Source organism: Streptomyces sp. NPDC014995, from assembly GCF_043080745.1.
Taxonomy (GTDB): domain Bacteria; phylum Actinomycetota; class Actinomycetes; order Streptomycetales; family Streptomycetaceae; genus Streptomyces.
In genome coordinates this window covers 17,412-30,356 of sequence record NZ_JBIBVX010000007.1, presented here as the reverse complement: position 1 = coordinate 30,356, position 12,945 = coordinate 17,412, and the positions used below count along the sequence as shown (strand labels likewise).

The following is a 12,945-nucleotide window of genomic DNA, read 5'->3' as shown; positions in this document are numbered from 1 at the left end:
GTCCCTCGCCCGTGGCCCGCGCCGGTGCGGTGCGGGGCGTCACGCCGGGCTTTCGAGCAGGGCCGCCGCGAGCCGCGCGGTCTCGGTCGGTGTGCTCCCCACCCGCACCCCGGCCGCCTCCAGCGCCTCCTTCTTCGCCCGGGCGGTCCCCGAGGAACCGGACACGATCGCCCCGGCATGCCCCATCGTCTTGCCCTCGGGCGCGGTGAAGCCGGCGATGTAGCCGACGACCGGCTTGGTCACGTGGTCGCGGACGTAGGCGGCGGCCCGTTCCTCCGCGTCGCCGCCGATCTCGCCGATGAGGACGACGAGGTCGGTGTCGGGGTCGTCCTCGAAGGCGGCCAGGCAGTCGATGTGGGTGGTGCCCACGACCGGGTCGCCGCCGATGCCGACACAGGTCGAGAAGCCGATGTCCCGCAGCTCGTACATGAGTTGGTAGGTCAGGGTCCCCGACTTGGAGACCAGGCCGATACGGCCGGGCTTGGTGATGTCGGCCGGGATGATTCCGGCGTTGGACTGGCCGGGGCTGATCAGGCCGGGGCAGTTGGGCCCGATGACCCGCGTGCCGCGCGCCTTCGCGTACGAGGTGAAGGCGACGGAGTCGTGGACGGGGATGCCCTCGGTGATGACGACGGCGAGGCCGATGCCGGCGTCGGCGGCCTCGGTGACGGCCGCCCTGGCGAAGGCGGGCGGGACGAAGACGACGGTGACATCGGCGCCGGTCGACTGCATACCGTCGGCGACCGACCCGAACACCGGCACGACCCGGCCGTCGAAGTCGACGGTGCGGCCCGCCTTGCGCGGGTTGACGCCGCCGACGACGTCGGTACCGGCCGCGAGCATGCGCCGGGTGTGCTTCATGCCCTCGCCGCCGGTCATGCCCTGGACGAGGACCTTGCTCTCCTTGGTGAGGTGAATGGCCATGGCGTCCGGTCTCCTCAGGCTGCGGTGGCGAGTCGGGCGGCACGGCGGGCGGCGCCGTCCATGGTGGTGGCCTGCTCGACGAGCGGATGGCGGCGCTCGTCGAGGATCGCGCGCCCGCGGGCCGCGTTGTTGCCGTCGAGGCGGACGACGAGCGGCTTGGTCAGCCGTACGGTGTCCAGGGCCCGCACGATGCCCTCGGCGACCGCGTCGCAGGCGGTGATGCCGCCGAAGACGTTGACGAGGACCGACTTCACGGCGGGGTCGGACAGGATGACCGAGAGGCCGTCGGCCATGACCTGGGCCGACGCTCCCCCGCCGATGTCGAGGAAGTCGGCGGGGCGGGCTCCGCAGCCGGCGACCACGTCGAGGGTCGACATGACGAGTCCGGCGCCGTTGCCGATGACGCCGACCTCGCCGTCGAGCCTGACGTAGTTGAGGCCCCTGGCCGCGGCCGCGGCCTCCAGCGGGTCGCCGTCCTCGGTGGCGGCGTCGCCCCACCGCGCCTGCCGGAAGGAGGCGTTGTCGTCGAGTGTGACCTTGCCGTCGAGGGCGACCAGCTGTCCCTGCCGGGTGCGCACGAGCGGGTTGACCTCGACGAGGAGGGCGTCCTCGCGGACCAGGACGTGCCAGAGGCGCACCAGGACGTCGACGGTCTGCGGCGGCAGGCCGGCGGCGGCGGCGATCTCGGCCGCCTTCGCCGAGGTCACGCCCTCGGTCGGGGAGATGTGTATACGGGCGACGGCATCCGGTCGGCCGGCGGCGACCTCCTCGATGTCCATGCCGCCCTCGGCGGAGGCGATCGCGAGGAAACAGCCGGCCGCGCGGTCCAGGACGTAGGAGACGTAGAACTCGTCGGCGATCTCCACGGGTTGCGCCAGCAGCACCGTGCCGACGGTGTGCCCCTTGATGTCCATGCCGAGGATCTGACGTGCGGTCAGTTCGGCGGCGGCCGGGTCGGCGGCGAGCCTGACGCCGCCCGCCTTGCCGCGTCCGCCCGTCTTGACCTGCGCCTTGACGACGACGCGGCCACCGAGCCGGCGGGCGATCTCCCGTGCCTCCTTGGGCGAGTCGGTCACCTCGGCCCGAGGCACCAAGATGCCGTGCTCCTCGAAGAGTTCCCTTGCCTGGTGTTCGTACAGGTCCATCTCGGCTCCCGTCTGCGAAGTCATCGCGAGGCCGAACTCCGATGACTGAAAGTGCCGCACGCCCCCTGGACACCACCCACCGGATGCGGGATAACGAGATTCATACAGTATTCGTCGACTGTATGCAATGTACCGCGAGAGCCTTCCAACCCCCTACGAAGGGACGGGACTTCGCCATGCCCGACGACACCCAGGACGTCATTTCCGGTGGTCATCTCGTTGCCAAGGCGCTGAAGGCCGAAGGGGTCGACCGCATCTACACCCTCTGCGGCGGCCACATCATCGACATCTACGACGGTTGCGTCGACGAGGGCATAGAAGTCGTCGACGTCCGCCACGAGCAGGTCGCCGCCCACGCCGCCGACGGCTACGCGCGCATCACCGGCAAGCCCGGCTGCGCGGTCGTCACGGCCGGCCCCGGCACCACCGACGCCGTCACCGGCGTCGCCAACGCCTTCCGCGCGGAGTCCCCGATGCTGCTGATCGGCGGCCAGGGGGCGCTCACCCAGCACAAGATGGGATCCCTTCAGGACCTGCCGCACGTCGACATGATGGCGCCGATCACCAAGTTCTCGGCGACCGTGCCGGACACGGCGCGCGCGGCGGACATGGTGTCCATGGCGTTCCGCGAGTGCTACCACGGCGCGCCCGGCCCCTCCTTCCTGGAGATCCCGCGCGACGTCCTCGACGCCAGGGTGCCGGTGGCGAAGGCACGCGTGCCCCGGTCCGGCGCCTACCGGGCCTCGACCCGCTCGGCCGGCGACCCCGAGGCGGTCGAGAAGCTCGCCGATCTGCTCGTGCACGCCGAGAAACCCGCGATCCTGCTGGGCAGCCAGGTGTGGACGACCCGCGGCACCGAGGCGGCCACCGAGCTGGTCCGCACGCTGAACATCCCCGCGTACATGAACGGCGCCGGCCGCGGCACCCTGCCCCCGGGCGACCCCCACCACTTCCAGCTGTCCCGCCGCTACGCCTTCACCCACGCCGACGTCATCGTCATCGTCGGCACGCCCTTCGACTTCCGCATGGGCTACGGCAAGCGGCTGTCGCCGGACGCGACCGTCGTACAGATCGACCTCGACTACCGCACCGTCGGCAAGAACCGCGACATCGACCTCGGCATCGTCGGCGACGCGGGCCTGGTGCTGAAGTCGGTGACCGAGGCGGCCTCCGGGCGCGTCAACGGCGGGGCGTCCAGGCGCAAGGAGTGGCTGGACGAACTGCGCGCCGCCGAGCAGACCGCCCTGGAGAAGCGACTGCCGCAGCTGCGCTCGGACGCCTCCCCCATCCACCCCTACCGCCTGGTCAGCGAGATCAACGACTTCCTCACCGAGGACTCGATCTACATCGGCGACGGCGGCGACATCGTCACCTTCTCCGGCCAGGTCGTGCAGCCCAAGTCGCCCGGCCACTGGATGGACCCGGGCCCGCTGGGCACCCTCGGCGTCGGCGTCCCCTTCGTGCTCGCGGCCAAGCAGGCGCGGCCCGACAAGGAGGTCGTCGCCCTCTTCGGCGACGGCGCGTTCTCCCTGACCGGCTGGGACTTCGAAACGCTCGTCCGCTACGACCTCCCCTTCGTCGGCATCGTCGGCAACAACTCCTCCATGAACCAGATCCGCTACGGCCAGGCCGCCAAGTACGGCAAGGAGCGCGAGCGGGTCGGCAACACCCTGGGGGACGTCCACTACGACAAGTTCGCGCGGATGCTGGGCGGTTACGGCGAGGAGGTGCGCGACCCCGCCGACATCGGCCCCGCGCTGCGGCGCGCCCGCGAGTCCGGGAAGCCCTCGCTGATCAACGTCTGGGTCGACCCGGACGCGTACGCCCCCGGAACCATGAACCAGACGATGTACAAGTGAGGAGGGCTTGTCATGAGCAAGGCTCTCGAAGGCATCCGCGTCCTGGACATGACGCACGTCCAGTCCGGGCCGTCGGCGACACAGCTGCTCGCCTGGCTCGGCGCGGACGTCGTCAAGCTGGAGGCGCCGTCCGGTGACATCACGCGCAAGCAGTTGCGCGACCTCCCCGACGCCGACTCCCTCTACTTCACGATGCTCAACTGCAACAAGCGGAGCATCACCCTCAACACCAAGACCGAGCGCGGCAAGGAGATCCTCACCAAGCTGATCCGGCGCTCCGACGTCATGGTCGAGAACTTCGGTCCGGGCGCGGTCGACCGGATGGGGTTCACCTGGGACCGCATCCAGGAGATCAATCCGCGGATCGTCTACGCCTCCATCAAGGGGTTCGGGGACGGCCCGTACACCAGCTTCAAGGCGTACGAGGTCGTCGCGCAGGCCATGGGCGGGTCGATGTCGACCACCGGTTTCGAGGACGGACCGCCGCTGGCGACGGGGGCCCAGATCGGGGACTCGGGCACGGGCGTCCACGCCGTGGCGGGGATTCTCGCGGCGCTGTTCCAGCGCGAGCACACCGGGCGCGGTCAGCGGGTCAATGTGGCCATGCAGCACGCTGTGCTCAACCTCTGCCGGGTGAAGCTGCGCGACCAGCAGCGCCTGGCACACGGCCCGCTCGCCGAATATCCCAACGACGACTTCGGCGACGAGGTTCCCCGCTCCGGGAACGCGTCCGGCGGCGGCCAGCCCGGGTGGGCGGTCAAGTGCGCGCCGGGCGGCCCCAACGACTACGTGTACGTCATCGTGCAGCCCGTCGGCTGGCAGCCGATCAGCGAGCTCATCGGCCGGCCCGAGCTGGCCGACGACCCCGAGTGGGCAACGCCGCAGGCCCGACTGCCCAAGCTGAACAAGATGTTCCAGCTGATCGAGGAGTGGTCCTCGACCCTGCCCAAGTGGGAGGTGCTGGAGCGGCTCAACGCCCACAACATCCCGTGCGGGCCGATCCTGTCCACCAAGGAGATCATCGAGGACGAGTCGCTGATCGCCAACGAGATGGTCGTGCGTGTGCCGCACCCGGAGCGCGGCGAGTTCGTGACCGTCGGCAGCCCGCTCAAGCTCTCCGACTCCCCCGTCGAGGTGACCGGGTCACCGCTGCTGGGCGAGCACAACGAAGAGGTCTACGTCGGCGAACTCGGCCTCGGGGACGAGGAGCTGCGCCTGCTCAAGTCGAACGGGGTGATCTGACGTGATGGCCGAGGACCGGGTGCTGAGGGTGCGCGCGCTGCTGGACGCGGTGCGGGCCGGGGGGCGGACCGCGCTGACCGCGCCCGAGGGCAAGGTGGTCGCGGACGCGTACGGGATCGCCGTACCGGGCGAGGAGCTGGCGCGGGACGTCGAGGAGGCCGTGGCGTACGCGGCGCGCTTCGACGGGCCCGTCGTGATGAAGATCGTCTCGCCGGACATCCTGCACAAGACCGACGCCGGCGGGGTGGTCGTCGGCGTCGAGGGGGCGGCGGACGTACGGGCGGCCTTCCACAGGATCGTCGACAACGCGCGCGCGTACGACGCGGCGGCGCGCATCGAGGGGGTGCAGATCCAGGAGCTGCTGCCGAAGGGGCAGGAGGTCATCGTCGGCGCGGTCACCGACCCGACGTTCGGGAAGGTCGTGGCGTTCGGGCTGGGCGGGGTGCTGGTGGAGGTGCTCAAAGACGTCACCTTCCGGCTGGCGCCCGTGGACGCCGACGAGGCTCTGTCGATGCTGGACTCGATCCGGTCGGCGGAGATCCTGCGCGGGGTGCGCGGGCAGGAGGGCGTGGACCGGTGGGCGGTCGCCGAGCAGATCCGGCGGGTGTCCCAACTGGTCGCGGACTTCCCCGAGATCGCCGAGGTCGACCTCAACCCGGTGATCGCCACACCGCGGGGCGCACTCGCCGCGGACATCCGCGTCATCCTGTCCGACACGCCCGTGAAGCAACGCAGGCGCTACACGCGCGCGGAGATCCTCACCTCCATGCGCCGCCTGATGCAGCCCGCCTCCGTCGCCGTGATCGGCGCCTCCAACGAGCAGGGCAAGATCGGCAACTCGGTGATGCGCAATCTCGTCGACGGCGGTTTCGCCGGGGACATCCATCCGGTGAATCCCCGCGCCGACGACATTCTGGGCCGCAAGGCGTACAAGAGTGTCACCGACGTTCCCGGTGAGGTGGATGTGGCGGTCTTCGCGATCCCCGCCAAGTTCGTGGCATCGGCCCTGGAGGAGGTGGGACGCAAGAAGATCCCCAACGCCGTCCTCATCCCCTCCGGCTTCGCGGAGACCGGCGAGCACGAACTCCAGGAGCAGATCGTGGAGATCGCCGAGCGGCACGGCATCCGCCTCCTCGGCCCGAACATCTACGGCTACTACTCGACCTGGCAGGACCTGTGCGCCACGTTCTGCACGCCGTACGACGTCAAGGGCGGGGTGGCGCTGACCTCGCAGTCCGGGGGCATCGGAATGGCCATCCTGGGCTTCGCGCGGACCACGAAGACGGGCGTGTCGGCGATCGTGGGGCTCGGCAACAAGTCGGACCTGGACGAGGACGACCTGCTGACCTGGTTCGGCGAGGACCCGCACACCCGGTGCATCGCGATGCACCTGGAGGACCTCAAGGACGGACGGGCCTTCGTCGAGGCGGCGCGGGAGACCGTACCGAAGAAGCCCGTCGTCGTGCTGAAGGCGGGGCGCACCGCGGCGGGCGCCAGGGCCGCCGGCTCGCACACCGGGGCGCTGGCGGGCGACGACGCCGTCTACGACGACATCCTGCGCCAGGCCGGCGTCATCCGGGCGCCCGGGCTGAACGACATGCTGGAGTACGCGCGCGCGTTGCCGGTGCTTCCCACCCCCCGGGGCGACAACGTCGTGATCATCACGGGGGCGGGCGGCAGCGGGGTGCTGCTGTCGGACGCGGTCACCGACAACGGCCTGACGCTGATGGAGATCCCGCCCGACCTGGACGCGGCGTTCCGGGAGTTCATCCCGCCGTTCGGGGCCGCGGGCAACCCGGTCGACATCACCGGGGGCGAGCCGCCGTCGACGTACGAGGCGACGATCCGGCTCGGCCTGGAGGACCCGCGCATTCACGCGCTCGTCCTCGGCTACTGGCACACCATCGTCACTCCCCCGATGGTCTTCGCGGAGCTCACCGCGCGCGTGGTGGCCGAGTTCCGCGAGCGCGGCGTCGAAAAGCCCGTCGTCGCGTCGCTCGCGGGCGACGTGGAGGTCGAGGAGGCCTGCCAGTACCTGTACGAGCGGGGCGTCGTCGCCTACCCGTACACGACCGAGAAGCCGGTGGCCGTACTCGGCGCCAAGTACCGCTGGGCGCGCGCGGCGGGGTTGTCGGGGGGCGGTTCATGAGGTGACCCGGCACGGGGCCGGCCGACGGTGCGCGTCGGCCGGCCCCGGGACCCGTGCGCACACGAAAGGCATTGGACAGGGGGCGCTGGCCAGAACTTTCGACGCAAGGGGTGCGACACACATGACAACCACCGACTTCTCGACGTCCCTCACCTACAGGGAGGTGACGGACCGCAACGGCCGCGTGTACCGGATCGGCGAGACCGACCGGGACATCATGGGCCGGCCGCGCTGGACCATGGTGCTCTTCCCCTGGATGGGCATGCTGGGCATCAGCTCCTCGGAGTACGCGTTCACCTCGGCCGAGGACACCCTGCACGAGGCCCACCTGTGGGACAGCGGGCACATCTTCTGGCTGATGGGCGTCTGGGTCTTCTTCCAGGCCGCCGTCGCCTTCCCCGCCGGGCAGCTGCGGGAGAGCGGGAAACTTCCCGCGCGGTACGCGATGATGCTCGGCGCACTGGGCACGGTCTGCGGCTACCTCTCGCTGGCGTTCGCCCCGCACGTGATCGTCGCCTACATCGGCTTCGGCATGTTCAGCGGCATCGGCGCCGGACTCGTCTACGCGACCTGCGTGAACATGGTCGGCAAGTGGTATCCGGAACGCAAGGGCGGCAAGACCGGCATGGTCAACGGCGGTTTCGCCTACGGCTCGGTGCCCTTCGTGTTCCTGTTCACCTCGTACATGGACCTGAGCAACTACCAGGGCGTCCTGGTGATGGTCGGCCTCGTGTGCTGCGCCGTCGTCGCCTTCGCCGGCTGGTTCTTCAAGGACCCGCCGAAGAACTGGTGGCCCGCGCACGTCGACCCGCTCAGGATGACCGACGACCCGAAGATCCGCCGGGCGCTGGAGAAGAACCCGCCGGCGGTGAAGCAGTACACCCCCAAGGAGGCCGCCCGTACCCCCGTCCTGTGGATGATGTGGTTCTGTCTGCTGTGCACGGCCGGCATCAACATCTTCGGCATCGCCTTCCAGGTGCCGTTCGGCAAGGACATGGGCTTCGCGGGCGGGATCGTGGCCACGGCGATGTCCCTGAAGGCGATCGTCAACGGCACCGGGCGCGGGGTCATCGGCTGGATCTCCGACAAGTTCGGCCGCCGCAACACCCTGGTCATCGTGTGTCTGGTGCTGGGCACCGCCCAGTTCGGGGTGCTGGTCTCCGGACAGATGGGCAGCATGCCGTTCTTCCTGTTCTGCTCGATGGTGTCCGGCTTCGGCGGCGGCGCGATCTTCCCGCTGTTCGCGGCGATGACGGCGGACTACTTCGGCGAGAACAACAACGCCTCCAACTACGGAATGGTCTACAGCTCGAAGCTGATCTCGGGTCTCGTGGGTTCCGGCATGGGCGCGGTCGTCGTCGGCGCCTGGGACTACGAGGGCGCGTTCGTCATCGCCGGCTCCATCGGGCTCGCCTCCGCGGTGCTGGCCCTCTTCCTCAGGGCGCCGGGCAGGCCGAAGGCCCGCGGCGTCGTTCCCAACCCGCATCCGCTCGGCGAGGAGATGGCGTGACATCGGCCGGCCCCGTCGCACCGAACAGCGCGTCGGCACCTCCCGACGCCGCGCACCGTCCCCACCGTGCGGTGAGCGACTCCCGCGGCCGGGTCCACCGCGGCGGCGAGAGCGAGCGGGACGTGCTCGGTCACTCCCGCGGACTCATGGTGTACCTGCCGTGGATCGCCATGACGTCGGCGGCGTCCGCGCTGCTGCGGCGGCCGCCGGGACACGACCGGCGCGGGGGGCGGGTCGCCCAGCCGCGGGCGGCCGGCTGACTTCGCTGTCGCCCGTTCATGAGACGGCCCTCCCGGGTGCCGATCCCGGGAGGGCCGCCTCACGCGCGCGTGCGCTCAGCACTTCTCGCGCAGCGAGTGCAGATGCTCACTCGACCGCCGCGCGAACGTGAACGACTCGGCCGGGTTGTCGTGCTCGGCCTGCCAGTGGTGGGCCGAGCGGTGCCCGCGCAGCCGGGTCACGGCGGAGATGAACCGCTGGTAGTCGATGTCTCCGTCGCCGACGTCGACCATGCGGTAACCGAAGGGGTTCGCGGGGTCGCTGACGCCGTCCTTCACGTGGAAGAGCGGGTAGCGGTGCGGCTGCTTGAGAACGTAGTCCAGCGGCTCGAACGGCGCGGGCGTCCCGTCGGGCCGCTGGGAGAAACGGAACTGGGCGACGTACGCCCAGAAGATGTCCATCTCCAGGAACACCAGGTCGGGGTCGGTCTCGGCGAGCAGCACGTCGTAGAGGCGGACCCCGGGGTCGTCGGTGGCGAAGGAGAACTCCTCGGAGTGGTTGTGCTGGTAGAACTTCATGCCGCGTGCTCTGGCCGCCGCGCCGTAGGTGTTGAAGTCCTCGGCCGCGCGCTTCCACGCGTCGACGGTGGAGCCGTAGCGGAACGGGCCGGCGGCGGTGCCGATGTGCTTCAGGCCGAGGGCCTGGGCGTCGTCCAGGACCTTGGTGAGGTTCTGGGCGAAGGTGTACGCGTTCGGATCGCCGGAGTAGTAGCCGACGTGGCTGCCGATGGGGGTCAGCCCGTGGTCGCGGGCCAGCCGCTTCAGCCGGGCGAGGGTGATCGGGCCCGCCGAGCCCTGGTCGTATCCGGCGAACTCGACCTCGTCGTAGCCGTACTTCTCCAACTCGGCGAAGACGGGGGCGAAGCCGAGGGTGGAGACCTTGTCGCGCAGGCTGTAGAGCTGGATGCCGAGCCGGCCGCGGGGCAGGACGGGACGGCCCCGGCCGGCGGCGGTGGGTGTGGTGGCGGTGGGCGCGCCGGCCGCTGTGGCGGGGGCCGCGGCGGCGCCCAGCAGGGCGGCGGCGGTGGCGCCCGCGGCCACGCCGAGCATGCCTCGTCTGCTGAGGCGGTGGGTGAGCTCGGGGTCGGGCCGGGAGATGCGGTTCATGCCTGGAACTCCTCGGGGTCGCAGGGCGTTGTCAGTGGTGAGTGCTTCACTTGTGACCAGTCAGGACAGTCCGATCGGTAAGGACAGTCCGACCGGTCAGGACGGTGCGTCCCGTCACGACAGGCGTGGCGGTCAGGACAGGCCGGCCAGGTGGAGCAGGAGTGACTTGACGTCGGTGGCCGCGACACGGTCACCGATGGAGCGGGGGGTGGAGCAGATGAGGAGCGGACCGTCGTCGTCGCTCGCGGGAAGGCGGCCGTGGCTGCCGCGGACAGGTGAGGGATCGAGAGGCACGACCGCCATGCGGTAGCGCAGGCCGAGCTTCTTGCGGGCCAGCGCGGCGGCCGCCTTGACCTTCACATACGGGTCGAGCGGATCCATGAACAGCTCGACGGGGTCGTAGCCGGGTTTGCGGTGGATCTCGACCAGCCGTGCGAAGTCGGGCGCGCGGGCGTCGTCGAGCCAGTAGTAGTACGTGAACCAGGCGTCCGGCTCCGCCACGGCGACGAGTTCGCCGGAGCGCCGATGGTCGAGATGGTGCGCCTTCTTGCCCTCGTCGTCGAGGAGTCGCTCGATGCCGGGCAGGGCGGCCAGCGCGGCGCGGGTGGCCTCCACATCCTCGGGCCGGCGTACGTAGACGTGGGCGATCTGGTGGTCGGCGACCGCGAAGGCACGGGACGCCGTCGGGTCGAGGTACTCCATGCCGTCCTGCGTGTGCACCTCCAGGAGGCCGGCACGACGCAGGGCACGGTTGATGTCGACGGGCCGGCTCACCCGGGTGATGCCGTACTCGGACAGCGCGACGACCGTACGGCCCTCGGCGCGGGCGTCGTCCAGGAGCGGCGCCAGGACCGCGTCCAGGTCGGCGGCCGCCCGCAGGGAGCGCGGGTCGTCGGGGCCGAAGCGCTGGAGGTCGTAGTCGAGGTGGGGGAGGTAGCACAGGGCCAGGTCGGGACGGCGGGTGCGCACGATGTGGCGGGTCGCGTCGACGATCCAGCGGCTGGAGACCAGGTCCGCGCCCGGGCCCCAGAAGTGGAAGAGCGGGAACGTGCCGAACTTTTCGGTGAGTTCGTCGTGCAGGGCCGGGGGGCGGGTGTAGCAGTCGGGTTCCTTGCGGCCGTCGGCGTAGTAGACAGGGCGGGGGGTGACGGTGAAGTCGGTATCGGCGCCCATGGCGTACCACCAGCAGATGTTGGCGACCGTGTAGCCCGGGTACGCCCGGCGGGCGGCGTCCCACAGCTTGTCGCCGGCGACGAGACCGTTGTGCTGCCGCCACAGCAGGACGTCGCCGAGCTCACGGAAGTACCAGCCGTTGCCGACGATGCCGTGCTCGGAGGGGAGCGCGCCGGTGAGGAAGGTCGACTGGGCGGCGCAGGTGACGGCGGGCAGGACCGTGCCGAGCGGCGCCCGGCAGCCGGCCCGGGCGAGGGCCCCGAGGCGGGGCATGTGGTCGAGGAGACGGGGGGTGAGACCGACCACGTCGAGGACGAGCAGGGGGACGGGACGGTCCGGGGCGCTGCCGCCGGCCGGGGGTGTCGCGGTCTCGGACCGGGGAGGGGTCATGGCAGCTCCTTGAGGCCGAGGTCCGTCAACAGGTCGCGGGCCAGCGACAGTTCGGCGGCGATGCCGTCGGCGAGCTGGGGGCGGCCACGGGGGCGCAGGGCGGGCGGCAGGGCCTGCCAGGTGTAGGTCTCGACTTCGAGGTGCCGGGTGAGGGGGTGCGGGCCGCCGACGAGGCGGGTCAGCGCGGCTTTCGATACGGCGAGCGTGGAGGTGAGGGGCGCGGCGGGGGCCGCGTGCAGCGGGACGTGGAAGTGGGCCCGCCAGGGCGCGCTGTCGGGCAGGGCGTCGCCGGTCAGTGCCTCGCCGAGGTCGTCGGTGCCGTGTCGGCCGGTGGCGGTGACGGTGCGGGTCTGGTGCAGGAAACGGGGCTCGTCGAAGGCGGCGAGGGCCTCGCGTACGGCGGGGAGACGGGGGTGTTCGGCGTGCAGAGCGGCCGACAGCTGGGATTTGACGACGGGGACGCCGGCCTCGGTGAGCGCGTCCAGGGCGGTGTACGGGTCCTCGAAGGAGGTGGCGAGGTGGCAGGTGTCGACGCAGACACCGATGCGGTGGTGGCCGACGGCGGTGAGCGGGGCGAGGGCGTCGCCGGTGGTCTCGACGATGCAGCCGGGCTCCGGTTCCAGGCCGACGCGGATCGAGCGGCCGGTGAGCTCCGCGAGCGCGTCCAGTCGCTCGGCGAGCGTGAGCAGGGCGCGGTGAGCCGTGCCGGCACGCGCCGCGGTCCAGGTGGTGCGCCAGCCGAGGGGAAGGGTGGAGACGCTGCCGTCGGTGACGTCGTCGGGGAGGAGACCGGCGAGGACACGGGCCAGGGCCGTGGTGTGCTCGAGGCGTTCGCGGTCGGCCCAGTCCGGCTTGTACACGCGGTACTTGACCCGCTCGGCGCCGAAACCCTGGTAGGGGAAGCCGTTGAGGGTGACCACTTCCAGGCCCCGCCGGTCGAGTTCGGTGCGCAGATCACGCAGCGCGGACGGGTCGGTGTCGAGGGCGAGGGCGGCGTCCCCGGCGAGCCACAGGCCGATGCCGAGCCGGTCGCGGCCCAGGCGGCGCCGGACGGGTTCGCAGTGGTCGCGGAGCTGGGCGAGGACCCCGTCGAGGGTCTCGGCGGGGTGCACATTGGTGCAGTAGGCGAGGTGGACGGTCGTGCCGTCGGGGTGGCGGAAGCGCATCG

The 12,945-nt window shown here is 70.9% G+C and carries 10 protein-coding genes; 5 read left to right on the top strand and 5 right to left on the bottom strand.

The genetic code is table 11. From position 1 onward, the window contains the following. Window positions 1-39: 39 nt before the first annotated feature. Complete coding sequence (sucD, locus tag ACF1A1_RS15745; RefSeq protein ID WP_392000242.1) at window positions 40-924, bottom strand: succinate--CoA ligase subunit alpha; 885 nt, start codon at window positions 922-924, stop codon at window positions 40-42. Between the two features lie 14 nt (window positions 925-938). Next, entirely contained in the window at window positions 939-2,069 is a 1,131-nt protein-coding gene (gene sucC, locus ACF1A1_RS15740; RefSeq protein ID WP_392000702.1) for an ADP-forming succinate--CoA ligase subunit beta, read from the bottom strand. Between the two features lie 176 nt (window positions 2,070-2,245). Here sucC and ACF1A1_RS15735 point away from each other — a divergent pair, with 176 nt between their 5' ends. The 5 genes from ACF1A1_RS15735 to ACF1A1_RS15715 all read left to right on the top strand — a co-directional run bounded on the left by ACF1A1_RS15735 (window position 2,246) and on the right by ACF1A1_RS15715 (window position 9,089). Then, window positions 2,246-3,928: a thiamine pyrophosphate-binding protein gene (locus ACF1A1_RS15735; RefSeq protein WP_392000241.1), complete on the top strand. Its 1,683-nt coding sequence runs from the start codon at window positions 2,246-2,248 to the stop codon at window positions 3,926-3,928. A 12-nt stretch (window positions 3,929-3,940) separates the two neighbouring features. Beyond that, window positions 3,941-5,170, top strand: coding sequence for a formyl-CoA transferase (gene frc / locus ACF1A1_RS15730; protein WP_392000239.1), 1,230 nt, complete (start codon window positions 3,941-3,943; stop codon window positions 5,168-5,170). 4 nt (window positions 5,171-5,174) lie between these two features. Beyond that, entirely contained in the window at window positions 5,175-7,319 is a 2,145-nt protein-coding gene (locus ACF1A1_RS15725) for an acetate--CoA ligase family protein (RefSeq protein ID WP_392000238.1), read from the top strand. 121 nt (window positions 7,320-7,440) lie between these two features. After that, window positions 7,441-8,829: an OFA family MFS transporter gene (locus ACF1A1_RS15720; RefSeq protein ID WP_392000236.1), complete on the top strand. Its 1,389-nt coding sequence runs from the start codon at window positions 7,441-7,443 to the stop codon at window positions 8,827-8,829. 71 nt (window positions 8,830-8,900) lie between these two features. After that, the gene (locus ACF1A1_RS15715) at window positions 8,901-9,089 is read left to right on the top strand and encodes a hypothetical protein (protein ID WP_392000235.1); all 189 of its coding nucleotides are present in this window, start codon (window positions 8,901-8,903) and stop codon (window positions 9,087-9,089) included. Window positions 9,090-9,164: 75 nt separating this feature from the next. On the opposite strand, the gene ACF1A1_RS15710 is transcribed toward ACF1A1_RS15715, so the two are convergent. The 3 genes from ACF1A1_RS15710 to eboE form a co-directional block, all read right to left on the bottom strand. Further along, the gene (locus ACF1A1_RS15710) at window positions 9,165-10,214 is read right to left on the bottom strand and encodes a sugar phosphate isomerase/epimerase family protein (RefSeq protein ID WP_392000234.1); all 1,050 of its coding nucleotides are present in this window, start codon (window positions 10,212-10,214) and stop codon (window positions 9,165-9,167) included. 132 nt (window positions 10,215-10,346) lie between these two features. Then, window positions 10,347-11,777, bottom strand: coding sequence for an alkaline phosphatase family protein (locus ACF1A1_RS15705; protein ID WP_392000233.1), 1,431 nt, complete (start codon window positions 11,775-11,777; stop codon window positions 10,347-10,349). Beyond that, the gene (eboE, locus tag ACF1A1_RS15700) at window positions 11,774-12,943 is read right to left on the bottom strand and encodes a metabolite traffic protein EboE (RefSeq protein WP_392000232.1); all 1,170 of its coding nucleotides are present in this window, start codon (window positions 12,941-12,943) and stop codon (window positions 11,774-11,776) included. The genes ACF1A1_RS15705 and eboE overlap by 4 nt, the downstream gene beginning before the upstream one ends. Window positions 12,944-12,945 lie beyond the last annotated feature (2 nt).